Source organism: Rahnella bruchi (assembly GCF_003614975.1).
Taxonomy (GTDB): Bacteria; Pseudomonadota; Gammaproteobacteria; order Enterobacterales; family Enterobacteriaceae; genus Rahnella; species Rahnella bruchi.
In genome coordinates this window covers 297835-321112 of the sequence record NZ_QZWI01000002.1, presented here as the reverse complement: position 1 = coordinate 321112, position 23278 = coordinate 297835, and the positions used below count along the sequence as shown (strand labels likewise).

General features: G+C 49.2%; 19 protein-coding genes. 15 read left to right on the top strand and 4 right to left on the bottom strand.

The genetic code is table 11. The annotated features are described in order from the left end of the window. Positions 1-6 precede the first annotated feature (6 nt). The 3 genes from dmsD to D5398_RS06890 all read left to right on the top strand — a co-directional run bounded on the left by dmsD (position 7) and on the right by D5398_RS06890 (position 2466). A complete protein-coding gene (gene dmsD / locus D5398_RS06900) occupies positions 7-615 on the top strand; it encodes a Tat proofreading chaperone DmsD (RefSeq protein WP_120506937.1) in 609 nt (202 codons plus the stop codon). Then, a complete protein-coding gene (locus D5398_RS06895; protein WP_120506936.1) occupies positions 615-1187 on the top strand; it encodes a ferredoxin-type protein NapF in 573 nt (190 codons plus the stop codon). The genes dmsD and D5398_RS06895 overlap by 1 nt, the downstream gene beginning before the upstream one ends. A 133-nt stretch (positions 1188-1320) precedes the next feature. After that, a complete protein-coding gene (locus tag D5398_RS06890; protein ID WP_120506935.1) occupies positions 1321-2466 on the top strand; it encodes an MFS transporter in 1146 nt (381 codons plus the stop codon). Positions 2467-2541: 75 nt separating this feature from the next. On the opposite strand, the gene pflA is transcribed toward D5398_RS06890, so the two are convergent. The 4 genes from pflA to ycaO form a co-directional block, all read right to left on the bottom strand. Continuing rightward, entirely contained in the window at positions 2542-3282 is a 741-nt protein-coding gene (gene pflA / locus D5398_RS06885; RefSeq protein WP_120131445.1) for a pyruvate formate lyase 1-activating protein, read from the bottom strand. A gap of 271 nt (positions 3283-3553) precedes the next feature. Then, the gene (pflB, locus tag D5398_RS06880; RefSeq protein WP_120506934.1) at positions 3554-5836 is read right to left on the bottom strand and encodes a formate C-acetyltransferase; all 2283 of its coding nucleotides are present in this window, start codon (positions 5834-5836) and stop codon (positions 3554-3556) included. A 75-nt stretch (positions 5837-5911) separates the two neighbouring features. Next, entirely contained in the window at positions 5912-6769 is an 858-nt protein-coding gene (focA, locus tag D5398_RS06875; RefSeq protein WP_120506933.1) for a formate transporter FocA, read from the bottom strand. A 489-nt stretch (positions 6770-7258) separates the two neighbouring features. Continuing rightward, on the bottom strand, positions 7259-9022 hold the full coding sequence (gene ycaO / locus D5398_RS06870) for a 30S ribosomal protein S12 methylthiotransferase accessory factor YcaO (RefSeq protein WP_120506932.1): 1764 nt from the start codon (positions 9020-9022) through the stop codon (positions 7259-7261). A 160-nt stretch (positions 9023-9182) separates the two neighbouring features. On the opposite strand from ycaO, the gene D5398_RS06865 reads away from it, so the two are divergent. The 12 genes from D5398_RS06865 to D5398_RS06810 all read left to right on the top strand — a co-directional run bounded on the left by D5398_RS06865 (position 9183) and on the right by D5398_RS06810 (position 23233). Beyond that, positions 9183-9872: a DUF421 domain-containing protein gene (locus D5398_RS06865; protein ID WP_120506931.1), complete on the top strand. Its 690-nt coding sequence runs from the start codon at positions 9183-9185 to the stop codon at positions 9870-9872. A gap of 172 nt (positions 9873-10044) precedes the next feature. Further along, entirely contained in the window at positions 10045-11130 is a 1086-nt protein-coding gene (gene serC / locus D5398_RS06860) for a 3-phosphoserine/phosphohydroxythreonine transaminase (protein ID WP_120506930.1), read from the top strand. 104 nt (positions 11131-11234) lie between these two features. After that, positions 11235-12518, top strand: coding sequence for a 3-phosphoshikimate 1-carboxyvinyltransferase (gene aroA, locus D5398_RS06855; RefSeq protein ID WP_120506929.1), 1284 nt, complete (start codon positions 11235-11237; stop codon positions 12516-12518). Between the two features lie 197 nt (positions 12519-12715). Beyond that, the gene (gene cmk / locus D5398_RS06850) at positions 12716-13414 is read left to right on the top strand and encodes a (d)CMP kinase (protein WP_112287348.1); all 699 of its coding nucleotides are present in this window, start codon (positions 12716-12718) and stop codon (positions 13412-13414) included. Between the two features lie 156 nt (positions 13415-13570). Beyond that, positions 13571-15244, top strand: coding sequence for a 30S ribosomal protein S1 (gene rpsA / locus D5398_RS06845; protein ID WP_095925166.1), 1674 nt, complete (start codon positions 13571-13573; stop codon positions 15242-15244). 60 nt (positions 15245-15304) lie between these two features. Beyond that, positions 15305-15589 (top strand): integration host factor subunit beta, encoded by a 285-nt coding sequence (ihfB, locus tag D5398_RS06840; protein ID WP_013574835.1) that lies wholly within the window; start codon positions 15305-15307, stop codon positions 15587-15589. A 283-nt stretch (positions 15590-15872) separates the two neighbouring features. Further along, entirely contained in the window at positions 15873-18119 is a 2247-nt protein-coding gene (locus D5398_RS06835; RefSeq protein ID WP_120506928.1) for a DNA internalization-related competence protein ComEC/Rec2, read from the top strand. Between the two features lie 38 nt (positions 18120-18157). Then, positions 18158-19906, top strand: coding sequence for a lipid A ABC transporter ATP-binding protein/permease MsbA (gene msbA / locus D5398_RS06830; RefSeq protein ID WP_120506927.1), 1749 nt, complete (start codon positions 18158-18160; stop codon positions 19904-19906). After that, the gene (lpxK, locus tag D5398_RS06825) at positions 19903-20892 is read left to right on the top strand and encodes a tetraacyldisaccharide 4'-kinase (RefSeq protein ID WP_120506926.1); all 990 of its coding nucleotides are present in this window, start codon (positions 19903-19905) and stop codon (positions 20890-20892) included. The genes msbA and lpxK overlap by 4 nt, the downstream gene beginning before the upstream one ends. Positions 20893-21242: 350 nt before the next feature. Further along, on the top strand, positions 21243-21452 hold the full coding sequence (gene cspE / locus D5398_RS06820) for a transcription antiterminator/RNA stability regulator CspE (protein WP_120506925.1): 210 nt from the start codon (positions 21243-21245) through the stop codon (positions 21450-21452). A 249-nt stretch (positions 21453-21701) separates the two neighbouring features. Continuing rightward, positions 21702-21914, top strand: a complete 213-nt coding sequence (locus D5398_RS06815) for a cold-shock protein (protein WP_120130813.1) — start codon at positions 21702-21704, stop codon at positions 21912-21914. A 95-nt stretch (positions 21915-22009) separates the two neighbouring features. Continuing rightward, positions 22010-23233: a winged helix-turn-helix domain-containing protein gene (locus D5398_RS06810; protein WP_120506924.1), complete on the top strand. Its 1224-nt coding sequence runs from the start codon at positions 22010-22012 to the stop codon at positions 23231-23233. Positions 23234-23278: the final 45 nt, after the last annotated feature.

Sequence of the window (23278 nt, the reverse complement as noted above, 5' to 3'; positions counted from 1 at the left end):
TAAATTATGTCAGCAGAATCAATCAGTTTAACCGGTAAAGTCCTGGGCGCGATGTTGTATTACCCGCCTTCTTCTCCTGAAGTGAGCGCATTAATTGCACTGTTTGAAACGGATGACTGGGCCGAATCATGGCCATGTGTGAGTGATGAAGCCAGGGCGCAGGCGAGTGAATATTTCCGCCAGATCTCTTCCGCAGATGAACGTCTGGATGACGCCTTTCAGCGTTTGTTTGTTGGCCCTTATGCGCTGCCTGCGCCGCCGTGGGGTTCTGTCTATCTGGATAAAGAATCCGTTGTGTTTGGCGATTCAACGCTAACCCTGCGCCAGTGGATGCGTGAAAACGGGATCGAACCACACCTAACCCAGGCTGAGCCGGAAGATCATATCGGTTTACTGCTGATGATGGCTGCATGGCTGGCTGAAAATTCTCCGGCATTGTTGAATGAATTTCTGACGATGCATTTGCTGCCGTGGGCGGGGCGTTATCTGGAATTGCTGCGACAAAAAGCGGAGCATCCGTTTTATGTGGGTGTGGCTGCACTGGCAGAATCCACGCTCTGTGGCTGGAAACAGCAACGGGGTCTGGAAGTGAACGCAGTGGATCTGTATTTCTGATGGGTGACTCACGCGACGCCAGCAATTATCGTTCCTGGATGAGCAGCAGAACGGTCAGCCGCCGCGGATTGTTCCGCGGTTTGTTGTCACCGGCAAAAAAGGCCGTCGAGCAGACTACCAGCCCGGAGCAAACGTTGCTGTTTCGCCAGTTCTCGCGTCCGCCACAAGCGTTAGCCGAGCCGCTATTTATACAAAAGTGTGATGGCTGTGGCCGCTGTGCACAGGCCTGTCCGGTGGGTATTCTGAGCATCCATGACGGCAGGCCGACATTGGCCATCGAATATGCAGAGTGTGATGCCTGTGGCGCATGTACATCATCCTGCGAGAGTGGTGCGCTGGATGCCTCAGTCGTCATGGATACGGGTTTGCGTCCGGTGATTTTGCCACAATGTCTTGGGCGGATAGATGACTTGTGCAGGATGTGCGAAATTGCGTGTCCGCGCACGGCAATATTTTTTAATCAACAAAATCAACCTGCCGTCGATAGCGCAAAATGTAACGGTTGCGGGAAATGTAAACTCGTTTGTTATCATGGCGATATCATCTTGTCATTAAAGCATCATGATTCCTGATACTCGTGCTTGATTAACGATTTCAATCATCAGTCTTCTGTTTGTGCTCCGGCTCATTTTTGCCGGATTGACTTTTAATCCGCCAGTGGCATGATGCGCGCAATTTCTTCCTCTTTGTGGTCATCAACGTCCTATGTCCGCCTACTCTCGCCCCGTTTCTTTGCTGTTGTGCGGACTCCTTCTGCTGACGATTTCTATTGCCGTTTTAAACACGCTGGTACCTCTGTGGCTCAGCCATGAACAGCTGCCGACCTGGCAGGTCGGGCTGGTCAGTTCATCGTATTTTACCGGTAACCTGCTGGGCACTTTGCTCGCAGGCGGGCTGATTAAGCGCATTGGTTTCAACCGTAGCTACTATCTTTCCTGCGTAATATTTGCGGTCGCTACCGCCGGGCTGGCGCTTTCCATGAGCTTCTGGACCTGGGTGTCGGCGCGTTTCGTGGCGGGTATTGGCTGTGCGCTGATCTGGGTGGTTGTGGAAAGCGCGCTGTTGCGTAGCGGAACCGTCAAAAATCGTGGTCAGCTGCTGGCGGCGTATATGATCATGTATTACATCGGAACAGTGGCAGGGCAATTGCTGGTCGGGACGGTACCCACGGCTATCTTCAGCGTTCTGCCTTGGGTGACCGCGCTGATTGTGATTGCGATGCTGCCACTGCTGTTGACGCATATCGAGGATCAGGACAGAGAGCAGCCGCGCCATGCGGTGATGCCGATGTTCAGACGTCGTAATGCCCGTCTGGGGATTAACGGCTGCATTATTTCCGGCATTGTTCTTGGCTCACTCTACGGTCTGATGCCGCTATTTCTGACGCATCAGGGAATGAGCGATGCGAATGTAGGTTACTGGATGGCATTGCTGGTCAGTGCGGGAATTATCGGACAGTGGCCGGTAGGGCGTCTGGCTGATCGCTATGGTCGCCTGATGGTTTTACGCATCCAGATTTTTTGTGTCATCCTCGGCAGTATTGCGATGCTCAGTGGTTATGCGATGGCGCCGACGCTGTTTATTTTAGGATGCGCGGGCTTCACGCTCTATCCGGTCGCGATGTCATGGGCTTGTGAGAAAGTGAGCGCAGATGAACTGGTGGCAATGAATCAGGCTCTGCTGATGAGTTATACCATCGGTAGCCTTGCCGGACCGACGATGACCGCCATGCTGATGCAGAGTTATTCAGATCGCCTGCTGTTCGTGATGATCGCTGTGGTTTCGCTGGTCTATCTGGTGATGCTGATGCGTAAAGCGGATCATACACATAACCCGGTTGCTACCGCCTGATACCCCTCATACCTGACGCTGCAAAAGCAAAAAAGACGCCAAAGGGCGTCTTTTTTAATGGGCAAAACCGGGTGATTAATAAATCACTTTATGGCCGTAGCTGGCGAGAATGTTTTTCACTCTTTCCATGATTTCTTTGGTTGGCGGATTGACGCCGTCCAGCCCGTATTTCTCGCCCATTGCGGTCCATTTATGTTTGCCAAGCTCATGATATGGCAGCAACTCAATCTTCTCGATGTTGGTCATATCTTTGGTGAACTCACCCAGTTTATGCGCGGATTCATCATCGTCTGACCAGCCCGGCACAACCACATAACGGATCCAGGTGCGCTGATTACGTTTTGCCAGATAGCGGGCAAAGTCCAGCGTACGGTGGTTAGATACGCCCACCAGATTCTGGTGAATATCGTCGTTCATCTGCTTGAGATCGAGCATAACCAGATCCGAGACATCCAGTAATTCGTCGATTACCGGATCATAACGGCGGACAAAACCGTTGGTGTCGAGACACGTGTTAATCCCTTCTTTCTGGCAGGCGCGGAACCAGTCACGCACAAACTCTGCCTGAAGGATCGCTTCACCGCCAGACGCCGTCACACCACCGCCGGAAGCATTCATAAAGTGGCGGTAAGTCACGACTTCTTTCATTAAATCATCGACATTGATCTCTTTCCCGCCGTGCGTGTCCCAGGTATCGCGGTTATGGCAATACATGCAACGCATCAGGCAACCCTGGAAGAAAACAATAAAACGGATACCTGGGCCGTCAACGGTGCCACAGGATTCATATGAGTGGATGCGACCTTGAACTGACATTGCGGGTTATTCTCCATATTGACCAATGAATAGCAGTCTAAATGTGCGGGTGCTGGCCTGGCAGAGATAAACTGAAAACCACAGGCTTATGATACCAGACAATCAATAAGGTTGATTGTCAGCAATGGCGGTACTGCTTTGCCAGAGGTCCACAACGTATAGCGCTCTGGCAAAACAGACTGTCGTACAGACAGTGCAGGGCAGGGAAAGATGAAACAAAGGCTCCACGGTGTGGAGCCTTTTTATCAGACCAGATTACAAGGCTGAATTATTACAGGGACTTGGTGAAAGTACGGGTAATAACGTCTTGCTGCTGTTCTTTAGTCAGTGAGTTGAAACGCACTGCGTAGCCAGAAACACGGATGGTCAGCTGAGGATAGTTTTCAGGATGTTCCATTGCATCTAACAGCATTTCGCGGTTCATTACGTTCACATTCAGGTGTTGACCACCTTCGATGGACGCTTCGTGATGGAAGTAACCATCCATCAGACCAGCGAGGTTAGCTTTACGCACATCATCGTCTTTACCCAGCGCATTTGGAACGATGGAGAAGGTGTAAGAAATACCATCTTTCGCGTAAGCAAACGGCAGTTTAGCAACGGAAGTCAGAGAGGCAACCGCACCTTTCTGATCACGACCGTGCATTGGGTTAGCACCTGGACCAAATGGAGCGCCAGCGCGGCGACCGTCTGGAGTGTTACCTGTTTTCTTACCATAAACCACGTTAGAGGTGATGGTCAGAACAGACTGAGTTGCTACAGCGCCACGGTAGGTACGCAGTTTCTGAATTTTCTTCATGAAACGTTCTACCAGGTCACAAGCGATGTCATCTACGCGAGAATCGTTGTTACCGAACTGTGGATATTCGCCTTCGATTTTGAAGTCTACAGCCAGGCCGTCTTCGTCACGGATGGTGCTAACTTTTGCATATTTGATAGCAGACAGGGAGTCAGCAGCAACTGACAGACCTGCGATACCACATGCCATGGTGCGATAAACGTCACGGTCATGCAGAGCCATCAGCGACGCTTCGTAGCTGTATTTGTCATGCATGTAGTGAATGATGTTCAGCGCAGTCACGTACTGTTTAGCCAACCAGTCCATGAAGTGATCCATGCGGTCCATGACTTTATCGAAGGTTAGGACTTCATCCATCATTGGTGCTTCTTTAGGACCAACTTGGATTTTCATTTTTTCATCAACGCCGCCGTTGATTGCGTACAACATGGTTTTTGCCAGGTTTGCACGAGCGCCGAAGAACTGCATTTGTTTACCCACAACCATCGGGCTCACACAACAAGCGATAGCATAGTCATCGTTGTTGAAGTCAGGACGCATCAGGTCATCGTTCTCATACTGTACAGATGAGGTATCGATAGACACTTTCGCTGCGTACTTTTTGAAGTTCATTGGCAGTTTTTCAGACCACAGAATGGTCATGTTCGGCTCTGGTGAAGGCCCCATGGTGTACAGGGTATTCAGGAAGCGGAAGCTGCTTTTGGTAACCAGAGTACGGCCATCAACGCCCATACCTGCCAGAGATTCAGTTGCCCAGATTGGGTCACCGGAGAACAGTTCATCATATTCAGGAGTACGCAGGAAACGAACCATACGCAGTTTCATAACCAGGTGGTCAATCAGTTCCTGAGCTTGTTCTTCGTTGAGTTTGCCTGCTTTGATATCACGTTCGATGAACACGTCAAGGAAAGTAGATACGCGGCCGAATGACATTGCAGCGCCGTTCTGAGATTTAACCGCAGCCAGGTAACCGAAGTAAGTCCACTGAACAGCTTCTTGTGCGTTGGTCGCAGGACCAGAAATGTCGCAACCGTATTTAGCCGCCATTTCTTTAATCTGGCCCAGAGCACGGTGTTGTTCAGAGATTTCTTCACGCAGCTGGATGGTCATTTCCAGGTTTACACCATTTTCCAGATCGTCTTGCAGAGACTGGAATTGTGCGAATTTATCAGCCATCAGGAAGTCGATACCGTACAGTGCAACGCGACGGTAGTCACCGATGATACGGCCACGACCATACGCATCTGGCAGACCGGTCAGAACACCGGATTTACGGCAGTTCAGGATGTCTTTGGTGTAAACATCAAATACGCCCTGGTTGTGCGTTTTACGGTAATCAGTGAAAACTTTTTTCAGCGCTGGATCCAGTTCACGGCCATAAACTTTACATGAACCTTCGACCATTTTGATGCCGCCGAATGGGATCAGAGCACGTTTCAATGGCGCGTCAGTCTGCAGACCAACGATAGTTTCCAGCGGTTTGTTGATGTAGCCAGCGTCGTGAGAAGTGATGGTAGAGGCAACGTCAGTATCGAAATCAACAGGAGCCTTAGTGCGGTTCTCCAGTTTGATACCATCCATTACTTTATCCCACAGGGTGGTTGTCGCTTGGGTAGCGCCAGCCAGGAAGGACTCATCACCTTCATACGGTGTGTAGTTCTTCTGAATGAAGTCACGGACGTTTACGCCATTCTGCCATTCACCAGCACTAAAACCTTGCCATGCGTTGGTCAATTTTTCATTGAGCTTGGACATTTTGCACCTACCTTCTAATTTGGATTTCTTTAAAAATCACGTGTAAAACTGTCGTAACAAGAGTGCCACGTTGTATCAGTGGTGTTTCTCATCGCGAAGATATATGACCCAGTAAGTTAACCCTACCAGCAAACCACCCCCGATGATGTTACCTATGGTCACAGGGATGAGATTGTCGATGATAAAGTTAGAGACATTGAGTTCAGCGAATTGTGCCGGCGTTGTGCCGACTGCTTGCCAGAATTCTGGCGTCGCAAAATTCTTCACTACGATGCCTAAAGGGATCATGAACATGTTGGCAATGCTGTGCTCGAAACCGCTGGCAACAAACATCGCGACCGGTAATACCATGGCGAACATTTTGTCCATCAGGCTGCGGCCGGAATAACTCATCCAGACCGCCAGGCAAACCATCAGGTTCGCGAGGATCCCCAGACATACGGCTTCAACAAAGGTGTGATGCATTTTATGGTCAGCGGTTTGCAGGACATTGAGCCCCCACAAGCCATTATCGGCCATGTATTCACCTGAGAACCAAATCAGCGCCACAAAGAACAGGCATCCGAACAGGTTACCAATATAGACATTGAGCCAGTTGCGTGCCAATTGTCCCCAGGTAATACGACCGCTGGCTTTTGCGATAACGATAAGCACAGTGGAAGTAAACAGGTCTGCACCGCACACGACGACCAGCATTAAACCCAGTGAGAAGCAGATGCCCCCGACGAGTTTTGCCAGACCATAAGGCACAGTTCCGGTGCCTGTAGTGGCAGTGATATAAAAAGCAAAGGCGATAGAAATAAAGACGCCAGCAGTGATGGCTAAAAAGAATGTTTTTAACGGTTGTTTGGTGGCTTTATAAACGCCGGCATCTTCAGCAACTTTTGCTGTAGCGGCGGGTAAAATGAGATCGAAGGGGTTGTCAGCTTTCACATTAACTCTCTTATTCAGGGCTATGTACTGCGCAACGAGATACTAGCAAAGCAGTATAACGTAAAAATTGACGTGGATCATACGAGGCGGTTTTTGGTGGTTTTCAAACTACTACTGAAGGGGTGGGTTTACGGCTAACTTGTTGAAGTTACTTGTATAAAAACATTTTAATTTTTACAAATAAAGTTGAGGGTTCGCAAAATTATTTTCACTTACGGGTAAATAATAAGGCTTCAATGTTAATTAATATCATCAATTTTAGTTTGGAAATTTCACTTTGGTTTAACGCATAAAAATAAGTGACATATTTTGGCCTTAAAAACGACATACAGACATTATTTCGCGCGGAATTACACGTCATTTTAATGGCTGAGTCAAACCTTTGCGAATAAGGGGAGCAGCATAAGCGCAGAACTTCTTTTGAATGTATAAACAAAAAAGCCAGCAGGAAAACCCGCTGGCTTCAATCAATTCATCACGTCTGTGCGATTACGCTTTCGACCAGTGACGACGTTTTGCGATCTGGAGTTTTTCGTATGCGCCAAGCAGCGCCTGATGGGCTGGCAATGCTTTAAGTTCAGGATCAACGGCAAACAGGCTGTGGAAACGAACTTCACCGCTGATAGCCGCAGAAGCATCTTCAACCGCTTTCTGACCGTACATTTTCACGAACGCGTTGTAGTACTGCGCAGGCTCGCGATCTTCTTCCAGAGACAGTTGCAGCAGAGTTTGCAGGCAACGGTAATAGTTGTTGCGCTCGTCGGTGTAGACAGACGAGTTAAACTCGTGCGCCCATTCAGCCCAGGTCAGCGCCTGATCCAAATCACCGCCGGCCAGTGCCAGCATCGATTTCAGTTCACCGACACGAAGTGTGTACCAGCCGTTATCTTTGCCGCTGGCAATGCCCAGCAGTTCACGGACGCGGGTAAAATCATCCAGACCTTCATCATCGAGCTGAGTGATCATCTCAAGATAGGTTTCCTTCGGCAGGTCGCTGTCCGGCAACGCCAGCAGTTGATCACGCAGATGCGCACCCATGCTGTTGTTTGCCAATAGCAAATCTTCCGCAGGATAGATGTCGGACATCCCCGGGACGATAATGCGGCAGGCATACACGTCCAGATGTTCGTAATCGGCGATATACACTTCAGCGTCTTCTTTATCGAAGATAGCCATCAGGGTCGCGAACTCTTCTTCGGTGGTGCCGCTGAAGCTCCAGTCTGCAAACGGATAGTCTGCATCCTGCTTGAACATATCCCAGGAAATGAGACCGCTGGAATCGATGAAGTGGGTTTCCAGATTGGCGTGCTCGGCTACTTCTTCATCATCAAAAGTCGGTGCAGTAAAGACGTCCAGATCTTTCAGACTGCGGCCCTGAAGCAATTCGGTAACGGTACGTTCCAGTGCCACGCCGAAATCAGGGTGGGCACCGAAGGAAGCGAAACAGGTGCCGTTTGCCGGGTTGAACAGCACCACGCAAATAACCGGATAGTTACCGCCCAGTGACGCGTCATATGAAAGAATCGGGAAACCTTCTTCTTCCAGTTTGGCAATGGCTTCAACCACACCCGGATACCGCGCCAGAACGTCAACAGGAATCTCAGGCAGACTGATAGATTCAGCAATGATGCGGTTTTTAACGTAACGCTCGAAGACTTCTGACAGCCCCTGAACGCGCGCTTCATTCGCGGTGTTACCGGCAGACATTCCGTTGGAAACGTACAGGTTACCGATGATATTCATGGGGATGTAAACGGTTTGCAGATCAGACTGGCGGGTAAACGGCAGGGCGCAGATACCGCGATCAGGATTGCCGGATTGCAGGTCGATCAGATCACCGGCAACCAGTTCCTTATCGGCATCATAAAAAGCGTGCAGACGTTCATCCAGAATGCCCGCTGGCAGGCTGTCATCTTCCGGGAGCGGGAACCACTTCTCATTCGGATAATGGACGAAGTCACCGTTGGCAATGTCTTTGCCCAGATAGAAATCGGCGAAGAAATAGTTGGTCGACAGACGCTCAAAATATTCACCCAGAGCAGAAGCCAGAGCGGCTTTTTTGCTGGCGCCTTTACCGTTGGTGAAGCACAGCGGGCAGTCGCGATCGCGAATATGCACTGACCAGACGTGGGGAACCGGATTCAGCCACGAAGCTTCTTCGATATTAAAGCCGAGATCGGTGAGTTTTTGTTGGAAGCGGGAAATGGAGTCTTCCAGCGCCGCGTCTTTACCAGGAATAAAAGTTTGCGTCATTGAGTTCACTTTTGAGCGTGCTAAAAACGCGCAATGATACGGGGTTTTGCGTATTAGCTCCATGTATTCGTGTTAAGAATGTAATCGCGTTGTAACGCGCTAAGCTTGTCTGTAAATCCGCGGTTCGTAAGCCGCTGTTTTCACTTCCCGTGAGGCATCTATGCAGGCTTTTGATATAAAACGTATGACACTGGATAAGTTTCCTCTGGAGTATCTGGGAGAGGTGACATTCCGTTGTTTTTTCATCTTTGTGGTGGTGTTTATATTTCTGAAACTGACCGGACGGCGCGGGGTCAATCAGCTTTCTTTGTTTGAAGTGGTGATTATTCTGACGCTGGGTTCTGCGGCCGGTGACGTTACTTTTTACGATGATGTGCCCCTGCTGCCAGTGTTCGCGGTCTTCTTCTCCATCCTTTTGCTTTACCGTCTTTCCACCTGGCTGATGGATAAAAGCCGTCATTTCCAGAACTGGATGGAAGGAAAACCGCTGATTATCATTCGCGACGGTATGTTCGAATGGGAAACCATGGCGAAGGAAAATATCACCAAAGGCGAGTTTTACATGGAGCTGCGGCAAAAAGGTGTCGAACACCTCGGGCAGGTCCGGCTCGCATTCCTTGAAGCCAATGGAGGCCTGAGCGTCTACTTCCGTCAGGATGAAAACGTCGAGCCAGGGCTGCCAGTTTTACCCGAAGATTATATTGATATTGAAACCCTGATGATGACCAGCGGACTCTATGCCTGCCATCGGTGTAGCCTGATTAAGTCCTTCAAAGTCGGTGAAAAACCGACCTGCCCGCGATGCCAGAATATCACCTGGGTGCGGGCACTGAGTACACTGCGGGTGTGAACAGATAATCCTGTTAAATCAGCTTTCCAGGGAGGAAAGAACCTTGTGACGCAGATCTCAACGCGCTTTATCAGGTCGTGAGGAATAACCGTTGCAGATGGCTTGTTTCGAATGATAAAACCGGTAAATTAAAGCTAACTATGTGGCTGTCTCAGAGAAGTGGTGAGGGGAAATGACTCAGGTTTATAATTTTAGTGCAGGTCCGGCAATGATCCCGGCTGAAGTGTTGCGTCGTGCGGAACAGGAACTTTGTAACTGGCACGGACTGGGTACCTCGGTGATGGAAATCAGTCACCGCAGTAAGGAGTTTATCCAGGTTGCTGAAGAGTCCGAAAAGGATATCCGTGATCTGCTGAACATTCCCTCTAACTATAAAGTGCTCTTTTGCCACGGCGGCGCACGCGCGCAATTTGCTGCGGTGCCCATGAACCTGCTGGGTGATAAGTCATCCGCCGATTATATTGATGGCGGTTACTGGGCTCACAGCGCAGTCAACGAAGCGAAAAAATATTGCACTCCGAATGTCATTGATGTCACGACTACCGTCGACGGTAAGCGTGGAATTCTGCCAATGAATGAATGGAAGCTGAATGCAGATTCCGCCTACGTTCATTACTGCCCGAATGAAACCATCGATGGTGTCGCTATCGATGAAATGCCTGATTTTGGAGACAAAATCGTCGTGGCGGATTATTCATCCTGCATTCTTTCCCGTCCGATTGATGTCAGCCGCTTTGGCGTGATTTATGCCGGCGCACAGAAAAACATTGGTCCTGCTGGCCTGACCCTGGTTATCGTTCGTGAAGACTTGCTGGGTAAAGCGCGTACTGAATTGCCTTCTATTCTCGACTATACCGTTCTGGCTGAGAACGACTCCATGTTCAATACCCCGCCGACCTTCGCATGGTATTTATCTGGCATGGTATTCAAATGGCTGAAAGAGCAGGGTGGGTTGCGTGAAATGGAAAAACGCAATCGCGCGAAAGCCGAACTCCTGTATGGTGCCATCGACCACACCGGTTTTTATCGTAACCCGGTAGCGGCGGCGAACCGTTCGTGGATGAACGTTCCTTTCCAGATGGCCGATGCTTCTCTGGACAAAATGTTCCTCGATCAGGCGCAGGAAGCCGGTCTGCATGCATTAAAAGGTCACCGTGTGGCTGGTGGTATGCGCGCATCTATTTATAATGCGATGCCGATTGAAGGCGTTAAAGCACTGACCGACTTCATGGCGGAGTTCGAAAAACGCCACGGCTAAGCGTGCTGGCTTTCGGGCCCGCAGAATGCTTAAGTAAGTAGCCTTAAAAATGACCCCGGCTCAATGTCCGGGGTCATTTTATGAAAAGAAGAATTGGAGAAAGAGTGGAATCCCTGACATTACAACCTGTTGCGCTGGTTAACGGCAGCATCAATTTACCCGGCTCAAAAAGTGTTTCTAACCGCGCGCTTTTGCTGGCTGCTTTTGCACAGGGCACTACCCGCCTGACTAATCTGCTCGACAGCGACGACGTGCGTCATATGCTTAATGCACTGACTCAGCTGGGTGTAACGCACCGCTTATCGGCAAACCGCACTGAATGCGAAATTGATGGTCTGGGCACGGCTTTTTCCAATGCTAAAGGTCTGGAACTGTTCCTGGGTAACGCTGGCACCGCAATGCGTCCGCTGGCCGCTGCACTATGTCTGGGTGAACAGGATGTCGTGCTGACTGGCGAGCCGCGTATGAAAGAGCGTCCGATTGGCCATCTGGTTGATGCACTTCGTCAGGGCGGTGCGCAGATTGATTATCTGGAACAGGAAAATTATCCGCCACTGCGTTTACGTGGTGGATTTAACGGGGGTGACGTCAGTGTGGATGGCAGCGTTTCCAGCCAGTTCCTGACTGCGCTGTTAATGACAGCTCCGCTGGCAGACAACGACACCACCATTCAGATAAAAGGTGATCTGGTTTCTAAACCCTATATCGATATCACCCTGAACCTGATGAAAACTTTTGGTATTGAAGTGGAGAACCACCAGTATCAAAAATTCAGCATCAAAGGGCGTCAGCACTATGTCTCCCCAGGTTCTTATCTGGTCGAAGGCGATGCATCTTCTGCATCTTATTTCCTCGCTGCTGCGGCGATCAAAGGCGGCACCGTTCGTGTGACGGGTATTGGCAAAAACAGCATGCAGGGCGATATTCGTTTTGCAGACGTGCTGGAAAAAATGGGTGCAACCATTCACTGGGCGGACGATTACATTGAGTGTACCCGTGGCGAGCTGAAAGGTATCGATATGGACATGAACCATATTCCTGATGCTGCGATGACCATTGCGACGGCTGCATTGTTTGCCGAAGGCCCGACGACCCTGCGAAATATTTATAACTGGCGTGTCAAAGAAACTGATCGTCTGGCGGCGATGGCGACTGAACTGCGTAAAATCGGTGCGACAGTGGAAGAGGGCGAAGATTATATTCGCGTTGAACCGCCAAAGGCTCTGAAGTTTGCCGAGATCGGAACTTATAATGATCACCGCATGGCGATGTGTTTCTCGCTGGTCGCATTGTCAGATACTCCAGTGACTATCCTTGATCCGAAATGCACGGCGAAAACATTCCCCGACTATTTTGACCGTCTGGCGGGAATCAGCACTCTGGCATAGTCTTTGACTGTGAATGACACAGAACGAACGGACATCACAAGATGTCCGTTTTTTGTTTTAAGGCTCAGAACCGTCCGCTTTTTAGGCAACTGAAAAATGTGGGGTAACAGTTGTCCTAAAGGCAGCGTATAATGCCGCTCCTGAATTAGTCATCGAAGACTAATGAAGCGGGTATACCCCACCGAAAGGAGACAAAAATGACGGCTTTAGCCCCGGTAATCACCGTTGATGGGCCAAGTGGTGCAGGTAAAGGTACGTTGTGTAAAGCGCTGGCAGAAGCCTTTAACTGGCATCTGCTCGATTCCGGCGCGATTTACCGCGTCCTGGCGCTGGCGGCTTTACATCACCAGGTTGATATTGTCTCAGAAGAGGCGCTCGTTCCGCTTGCCGCACATCTCGATGTTCGCTTTGTGGCACAGGACGGGCAGTTACACGTTATTTTAGAAGGTGAGGATGTTACCAACGAAATCCGCACTGAAACGGTAGGGAATACTGCGTCTCAGGCGGCGGCATTTCCCCGCGTTCGTGAAGCACTACTTCGCCGGCAGCGCGCATTCCGCGATACGCCGGGCCTGATTGCAGATGGACGTGACATGGGCACGGTGGTATTCCCTGATGCACCTGTAAAGATATTTCTGGATGCCAGTTCCGAAGAGCGTGCAAACAGAAGAATGCTACAGTTGCAGGAAAAAGGCTTTAGTGTTAACTTTGAACGGCTTTTAGCCGAGATCAAAGAACGCGATGATCGTGATCGTAACAGATCTATTGCGCCTTTAGTGGCTGCTTCTGATGCGTTATTACTGGATTCAACCAGTATGTCCATCGACGAAGTCATCGAAAAAGCGCTGGCTTATGCCACAGAAATTCTAGGATTGCCGCAAAAACAAACCCGGTAATCGAGCCGTAATCTGGTGCTGAAGAATATTCAGTGCCAGTTTTGGCTATAGTTTTTTTTAACCTCGCCGCAAGGATCTGTAGCGGGGCATTTGAAACAACCCCATCCAGCAGGAAGCCAGATGGACGTTAAACTTAAGAACCTAAAGATTATCAACATGACTGAATCTTTTGCTCAACTCTTTGAAGAATCCTTAAAAACAATCGAAACCCGTCCTGGTTCCATCGTTCGTGGTGTTGTTGTGTCAATCGACAAAGATATCGTACTGGTTGACGCCGGTCTGAAATCTGAGTCTGCAATCCCGGCAGAACAATTCAAAAACGCACAGGGCGAACTGGAAATCCAGGTTGGCGACGAAGTTGATGTTGCGCTGGACGCTGTTGAAGACGGCTTCGGTGAAACTCTGCTGTCCCGTGAAAAAGCTAAACGTCATGAAGCTTGGATCACGCTGGAAAAAGCTTACGAAGAATCTGCAACTGTTACCGGTGTTATCAACGGTAAAGTTAAAGGCGGTTTCACTGTAGAGCTGAACGGTATCCGTGCGTTCCTGCCAGGTTCACTGGTAGACGTTCGTCCTGTTCGCGACACGCTGCATCTCGAAGGCAAAGATCTTGAGTTCAAAGTCATCAAACTGGACCAGAAACGCAACAACGTTGTTGTTTCCCGTCGTGCAGTAATTGAGTCTGAGAACAGCGCAGAGCGCGATCAACTGCTGGAAAACCTGCAGGAAGGCATGGAAGTTAAAGGTATCGTTAAGAACCTCACTGACTACGGTGCATTCGTTGATCTGGGCGGCGTTGACGGCCTGCTGCACATCACTGACATGGCTTGGAAACGTGTTAAACACCCAAGCGAAATCGTTAATGTTGGCGATGAAATCACTGTTAAAGTCCTTAAGTTCGACCGCGAACGTACCCGTGTGTCACTGGGTCTGAAACAGCTGGGCGAAGATCCTTGGGTCGCTATCGCTAAACGTTACCCAGAAGGTACTAAACTGACTGGTCGCGTTACTAACCTGACTGATTACGGCTGCTTCGTAGAGATCGAAGAAGGCGTTGAAGGTCTGGTTCACGTTTCTGAAATGGATTGGACTAACAAAAACATCCACCCATCTAAAGTTGTTAACGTGGGCGATGTTGTTGAAGTTATGGTTCTGGATATCGACGAAGAACGTCGTCGTATCTCCCTGGGCCTGAAACAATGCAAAAACAACCCATGGCAGCAATTTGCAGAAACCCACAACAAGAACGACCGTGTTGAAGGTAAAATCAAGTCAATCACTGACTTCGGTATCTTCATTGGTCTGGACGGCGGCATCGACGGCCTGGTTCACCTGTCTGACATCTCTTGGAACGTTGCAGGTGAAGAAGCAGTACGTGAATACAAGAAAGGCGACGAAATCGCAGCTGTGGTCCTGCAAGTTGACGCAGAACGTGAGCGCATCTCCCTGGGCGTGAAACAACTGGCTGAAGATCCATTCAATAACTACCTGTCTGTTAACAAGAAAGGTACTATTGTTACTGGTAAAGTCACAGCAGTTGACGCCAAAGGTGCTACAGTTGAATTAGCTGGTGGCGTAGAAGGTTACCTGCGCGCTTCAGAAGCTTCTCGCGACCGTATTGAAGACGCAACTCTGGTTCTGAGCGTTGGTGATGAAGTAGAAGCTAAATTCACCGGTGTTGATCGTAAGAACCGCGTAGTAAGCCTGTCCGTCCGTGCTAAGGACGAAGCAGACGAGAAAGATGCAATCGCTGTTGTTAACAACAAACCAGACGAAAGCAACTTCTCTAACGCTATGGCTGAAGCGTTCAAAGCGGCAAAAGGCGAGTAATGACGGGGGGCGGCTCTGTCGCCCCGAAACGGTAGTTTAGCTGCAAAGCTTGGAGGTACTATGACCAAGTCTGAACTTATTGAAAGACTTGCTGGCCAGCACTCTCATATCCCGGCGAAAGCTGTTGAGGATGCAGTGAAAGAGATGCTTGAGCATATGGCTGCAACCTTGGCTGATGGTGAACGCATCGAAATCCGTGGGTTTGGCAGTTTTTCTCTTCACTACCGTGCTCCGCGTGTTGGGCGCAACCCTAAAACAGGTGATAAAGTTGAGCTGGACGGCAAGTATGTCCCTCACTTTAAGCCAGGCAAAGAGTTGCGTGATCGCGCGAACATTTATGGCTAAGGCTTTAGCCTGAACATAAATGTCTGCCTATAGCGAACGTAAACGGTACCTTTCGGGGTGCCGTTTTTTTTTGCCTTTTATGTCAATTCTTACCCCCTAAAATCCGGTCTCCTTTCGATATTTTGCGTAATGTCTCGTATTGACTCTCTCTTCTGCTTGTCCCTTTTTTGCCTGAAAATCATACTCCGCAACGGAAAGCTACCGAAGGGATTGGTGGTTAAACGTCAGGGAGCAAAAAATAAAAATCTCAACGGATGAGGCCGCAGCTGTCGTCATAACTGGCATGGTGCCACTGATATTTCTTCCTCATATTCCGTCAGCAGGTTTTCTGGCGGCATTATGTGCTATCGCCTGGGCACTGGCCGCGAGGCAGCAAAAACTATTCAGGGTGTTAGCGATCGTTTTGCTAAGTTTCAGCTGGGGGGCTTTTCAGGGGGGAATTCAGATACACCAGATAAATACATTTCAGGGAACCTCCAGAAATGTTACTGCAACTTTGCAAACCATTAATCTGGGAAATGCCGGTGAACAATCCCAGCTCTTCAAAATTGAAAGTCTTGAAGGCAAGAGGGTCTTTCCACCGGTTATGTTCAGAACAAAGTGGCGTGAGGAAGGAGAAAGCCTTCAGGCCGGTCAGCGATGGCAAATGAAAGTCAGCTTACGACCTGTTCATAGCCTGCTCAACGAAGGCGGCTTTGACGCGCAGCGCTGGGCTCTGTCTCAGCATGCGCCTCTGACCGCTACAATCCGAAACGCTGAGTTGCTTGATAATAGCAGAACCCTCCGTCAGCAATTTATCCACCGGGTACAGCAGGGGATGCCACAGCTGATAAATACGCCGGTGCTGGTGGCGTTGGCATTTGGTGAGAAAGGGCTAATTCAGGGACCGGAAAAACTTCTTTTGCAGAGAACAGGGATAGCACATCTGGTGGCGATATCAGGACTGCATATCGGTATTGCGGCTTTATTCGGCTGGTGGCTGGCGCGTGGACTGCAATTTTTTATGCCGGAAAGAATGATTAACTACCGCTTTCCGATATTAGTCAGTGGCATATTCTTGCTGACGTATGCCTGGCTGTCGGGCGGAAATGCGCCAGCTTTGCGCGCGGCACTGGCGGTGTCAATGTGGCTAATTCTCCGTTTTTTCCGTATCCGTTGTCATCCGTGGCAAATCTGGTTGTGGGGAGTGGCGCTGTTGCTGCTTTTAGATCCTATGAATCTGCTATCGGACAGTTTTTGGTTGTCCTGTTTTGCGGTGGCATCTCTGGTGTTTTGGTTTCAGTGGGCGCCACTCCCGGCCCGTTTTCAGCATGCTTGGTATTGGTCATTTTTACGCTGGGGGCATCTACAGGCTGGCATGACTTTTCTGCTGTTGCCCATACAAATTGGGATTTTCCACGGGGTTAATATCTTTTCTTTCCTGGCTAATATGTGGGCGGTACCGGTTGTTTCACTGATCACCGTTCCTTTGGTATTGTTGTCCTTACTTGCTAATTTACTGCCAGCGGGCTGGGTGGTTAGCGCGAAAATTATTGTCTGGAAGCTCGCTGATACTACGTTGAGTCTGGCTATGTGGGGGATAAAGCCTTTTGCTGCTGGCTGGACTCCGCTCGGTGAGTCGTTTGGGGTAATAAGCCTCTTGGGATGGCCGATGATTATTTGCTGGCGCCTCCTTCCCTTTAGACACTCTTTTTCTTTGCTGCTCTCTTTGTGTGCTCTCTCTGTCGCCTCGTTTATCAGGATCCCGGCGGAAAGGTGGCGGGTTGATATGCTGGACGTCGGCCACGGTCTTTCAGTTCTCATCAGCAAAAACGGGAAGGGGGTTCTTTATGACACCGGCAACCGGTGGGAAGGCAGTTCGGCGGCTGAACAGAATATTATTCCGTTCCTGAATTGGCGGAATATCCAACTGGAGCAGATAATTATCAGTCACAATGATATGGATCATCGTGGTGGATTAGAAATATTACAAGCCCGATATCCTGAAGCTACGCTTCGGCAAAGCTCAATATCTCCGCAGATTCACTTAGCATGTACCGGTGGTGAGCAATGGCGATGGCAAGGCCTGACGTTTAAAGTGCTGTGGCCTGAGCAGCTGGTCGCAGATGCGGGAAACAATGAAAGTTGTGTCATTCGCGTCAGTGAAGGGGCGTTTAGTTTACTGCTGACCGGTGATATTGAAGCAGAAACAGAAAAGGCTCTCATTATGAAGTGGCGTCAGGATTTACAGGCGACGGTGCTACAGGTCCCCCATCACGGGAGTAATACGTCTTCCACGCCGCCTTTCCTGAGAACGGTCAAACCTGTTACTGCACTCGCTTCTGCTTCACGTTTCAATAAATGGCATCTGCCCGCGCATAAAGTTGTTAGCAGATACAACAAAGCGCGCTATGACTGGCATTCTACCTCTGAATCGGGCCAGTTGAGTCTGTTCATTTATGACGATTATTGGACAATTAATGGCTTACGCGAGCAATTAAACCCCCGTTGGTATCACCGCCAGTTTGGAGTATCTGAAGATAATGAGTAGAATAGACCGCTATTTCTTTCGATGCTGGTTGATATTGCATGATGAACGATAAAGATCTCTCCACATGGCAGACATTCCGCCGCTTGTGGCCGATGATCACACCTTTTAAAGCCGGGCTTATCGCTGCGGCTATTGCGCTGGTCGCTAACGCCGCCAGTGATACCTTCATGCTGTCTTTGCTGAAGCCACTGCTGGATGACGGTTTTGGCAAAGCTGACCGCTCAATTCTTCTCTGGATGCCACTGGTCGTTATCGGCCTGATGGTTGTTCGTGGTGTCAGTGGTTACATTTCCAGCTACTGCATTTCATGGGTTTCGGGCAAAGTGGTGATGCATATGCGCCGCCGTCTGTTCGGTCACATGATGAGAATGCCCGTCGCCTTCTTTGACCAGCAATCTACCGGTACCTTGCTTTCGCGCATAACCTACGATTCAGAACAGGTCGCCTCTTCCTCTTCCAGTGCACTGGTGACAGTCGTACGTGAAGGCGCGTCGATCATTGGACTGTTTGCCATGATGTTCTATTACAGCTGGCAGCTGTCGGTGATCCTCGTGGTGATTGCGCCGATTGTCTCGGTGGTTATCCGTGTTGTGTCTAAACGCTTTCGTAACATCAGTAAGTCGATGCAAAACACCATGGGGCAGGTGACAACCAGCGCTGAGCAGATGCTGAAAGGCCATAAAGAAGTGTTGATCTTCGGTGGTCAGAAAGTTGAAACCGCGCGTTTTGATAAAGTCAGTAACCGTATGCGCCAGCAGGGTATGCGGATGGTTTCTGCATCTTCAATTTCAGACCCGATCATCCAGCTGATTGCTTCTCTGGCACTGGCTTTCGTGTTGTATGCGGCAAGCTTCCCGTCTGTTATGGAAACGCTCAGCGCAGGTACTATTACCGTCGTGTTCTCTTCCATGATTGCCCTGATGCGTCCGCTAAAATCCCTGACTAACGTTAACTCTCAGTTCCAGCGCGGTATGGCTGCCTGTCAGACTCTGTTCTCCATTCTGGATATGGAACAGGAAAAAGATGAAGGCAAACTGGAAGTGAAACGTGTGAAAGGTGATGTGGAATTCAAAAATGTGACTTTCACTTATCCTGGTCGTGATATTCCGGCACTGCGTAATATCTCTTTCGACCTGCCTGAAGGGAAAACCGTTGCACTGGTTGGACGCTCCGGTTCAGGTAAATCGACCATCGCGAATTTGCTGACACGTTTCTATGACATTCAGGAAGGTAAAATCCTGATGGATGGGCATGATTTGCGTGAATATACCCTGTCGTCACTGCGTGACCAGGTTGCGCTGGTTTCTCAGAACGTTCACTTGTTCAACGATACCATCGCCAACAACATCGCTTACGCCCGTACTGATATGTATTCCCGCGAAGAAATCGAAAAAGCGGCCACCATGGCGTATGCGATGGACTTCATCAGCAAAATGGATAAAGGGCTGGATACGGTCATTGGTGAGAATGGCGTTCTGCTTTCAGGCGGCCAGCGTCAGCGTATAGCCATTGCGCGGGCCTTGTTACGTGATTCGCCGGTTCTGATCCTCGATGAAGCAACATCCGCGCTGGATACAGAGTCTGAGCGTGCTATTCAGGCCGCGCTGGATGAATTGCAAAAAAACCGTACCTCTCTGGTTATCGCCCACCGTTTATCGACTATCGAAAAAGCGGATGAAATCCTGGTTATTGAGGATGGTTGTATTGTGGAACGTGGTTCTCACGTGAAACTGCTCGAAGAGCGCGGTGTTTACTCCCAACTTTACCGGATGCAATTCGGGCAATGATTGATCGCATCTGGTCAGGGAAATCACCGTTATATCTGTTACTTCTGCCTCTGGCTTGGCTTTACGGACTCGTCTCGACTCTGATCCGTTACAGTTATCAACATGGGGTGAAAAAAAGCTGGCGGGCCCCGGTGCCTGTCGTGGTAGTCGGAAATCTGACTGCCGGAGGTAATGGTAAAACGCCGGTGGTCATCTGGCTGGTTGAAACACTGCAACAACATGGTTTTCGTGTCGGCGTGGTTTCACGCGGGTATGGAGGAAAAGCGCAAAGCTATCCGCTGCTGCTTTGTGAAGATACTTCAACCGCACAAGCGGGTGATGAACCCGTGTTGATTTTTCAGAGAACGGGGGCACCGGTTGCGGTGTCACCGGTTCGCTCTGATGCAGTAAAAGCACTTCTAGCCTCGCATGAGCTGGATGTGATTATCACCGACGATGGTTTGCAACATTACGCACTCGCGCGTGATGTTGAAATTGTTGTGGTAGATGGCATCAGGCGCTTCGGCAACGGGCACTGGTTGCCGGCGGGACCGATGCGGGAACGTCGTTCACGTTTGCGCTCAGTTGATGCTGTGATAACTAATGGCGGCACGGCACACCCAGGCGAATTAGCAATGATTCTCCAGCCTGGAAAAGCCGTCAATCTGCTGACCGGTGAGCAGCGTGATCCTGCAAAATTATCGAATGTGGTTGCAATGGCAGGGATTGGACATCCGCCACGCTTTTTTGCCACGCTGAAACAGCTGAATGTGAACGTGCAAAAAGAAGTCGCATTCTCTGATCACCAGCCTTACACACCCGATACGCTTTCAGACGTTGCACAATCCGGACAAGTTCTTCTGATGACTGAAAAAGACGCAGTAAAATGCCGCTCGTTTGCTCAGCCTGACTGGTGGTATTTACCGGTAGATGCAAAAATCGAAGGGGTTCTTGCAGAGAAATTACTGCAAGAAATCAGCGATCTGATACTAAAAAATATACGCTGAACCCAAGTTTTCAGATTAAATTCACATTCTGATTTAAAGTTTACGTAAATATATAATTTCAAGGTGATTGATTTTAAAGGTTTAAATTAAAAAATCACCCTTTTATTGAAAATAATCGCGTAAGGTGGCTTGCTATCAGGCAGTACTTATGAGTAAATGCGTGCAGCCTGTGTTGCAGCGCTATTTATGTATGAGTGTAGAGTAAAGCAGTTCCTCCCAGACGTTATCTCTTTCCCGATGATTCCGCTTCCAAGACGAACCTTCTAAGTCCTCCCCATAAGTAATTGTCTGAACTATTGGCCAACATTGCCGAATGGCAGGATTTTATATTTCGTAATAAGGTTATAAATATGTCTAAGAAAAATGGTCAGGTTAAGTGGTTCAATGAAAGCAAAGGTTTTGGTTTTATTGAGCAAGCTGATGGCGGTAAAGATGTATTCGTACATTTTTCTGCAATCGCAACTGATGGCTTCAAAACTCTGGCTGAAGGCCAGAGTGTAGAATACACCATTCAGGACAGCCCGCGCGGTCCGGCTGCTGCCAACGTTATCGCTCTCTGATAAGAGACTAACGTGGTGATATAAAATAACGTGAATCGTGATTTATATCAGCAGAATAAAGCCCGCCCTAAGGCGGGTTTTTAGTGTGAAGAAGTCAGTTAAGTTTTAAAATTTAAAAAGTAAAAATAATCGTTAAATAATTCGCTCATTAGAGGTTTTTTATAAAAAAATAACTTAGAAATGGGCAAACGCATCCGAACAATAATAAAAAAGTGTGTTCATGGATGCCCAAAAGAAAGGATAGAAATTATGATGTTAAAAATGGGTTTAGTTAAATGGTACAACCAGGCTAAAGGCTATGGTTTTATTTGCCCGCTTGATGGTACTTCTGAAATTTATGTTCAGCGTACTGCCATCGCCAATACCAAAAATAAATCACTCAGCGCGGGTCAGAAAGTAGAGTTTACAACCTATCGCAGCGTGGCACATGGCCCCTCAGCGGCAGATGTGATTGCATTCTGAATCTGATTTAGTCGTTCACCGTTGAGCTGAATTTTACGCTCCGGAAAAAATATGCTATCGGTATCCACAGTTTACTCGCTGCCATGGATACCGATATGTCTCACCCGGTTATATCTCTCGCTTCAGCCCGCACTCTGCATTTATCTGCGCAAAATCTCTTAAAACCCCTTACCCGAAAACCGTCTGCTGCTGATGTGGTAGATACCATCCGTGACATGGGATTGCTGCAAATCGATACCATCAGCGTGGTGGCCCGCAGCCCTTATCTGGTTTTGTTCAGTCGCCTGGGTAGTTATTCTCCACAATGGCTCGAAGAAGCACTCTCTGCTGGCAAAATTTTTGAGTACTGGGCGCATGAAGCCTGCTTTATTCCCAGCGAAGATTATGGACTGCTGCGACACCGGATGCTGAATCCACAAGGAATGGGCTGGAAGTTTTCCCAGGCCTGGTTTGATGAGCATGAATCCGATATTCAGGCGCTGCTGGGGCATATTGCAGAGAACGGTCCTGTACGTTCTGCCGATTTCACCGCAGATAAAAAATCTGCCAGTGGCTGGTGGGACTGGAAACCTCATAAAAAACATCTGGAAACGTTGTTCACCTCGGGAAAACTGATGGTGTCTGAACGGCGCAATTTCCACCGGGTTTACGACCTGGCCGAACGGGTGATGCCAGGTTGGGATGATGCCCGTCAGACTCTTAAACAAGATGTGGCACAATTCCAGATGCTGCGACGCTCGGCGCAGTATCTCGGCATTTTCAAACCGGAATGGCTGGCGGACTATTACCGCCTTAAGCGTGTGAATATCAACGCCGTTATTGCACAATTACTGGCAGATGAGGAAATCACACCGGTCGAAGTGACAGGGCTTGAAGGTGTTTTTTACGTTCATCAGCGACAGTTTTCTTTGTTACAACAAGCGACTGAATCAAGAATAAGATCAACCGTCACCACGCTGCTTTCACCTTTTGATCCGGTAGTGTGGGATCGCAAACGCGCGTCGGTGCTGTTTAATTTTGAATACCGGATTGAATGTTATACGCCGGAAGCAAAACGCCAGTACGGGTATTTCACGCTTCCGGTATTACAGCGTGGTGAACTGATTGGCCGGGTCGATGCCAAAATGCATCGCAAAGAGAAAATCCTGGAAGTGAAAAGTTTGCATCTTGAACCACAGGTCGCTATGACAGCTCGTCGCGCGCAAGATGTTCACAGTGCGATTACGCGGTTTGCGCAGTGGCAGGGGGCTGAAAGGGTATTGACGGGAAATGTGCCTGAAACACTTATGGCGCTATGGGGGACTGACTGGCAGGTCTGATGCCGTAAATACCCTTCTGTAAGTGGGATCCCGTAAAATGAAACG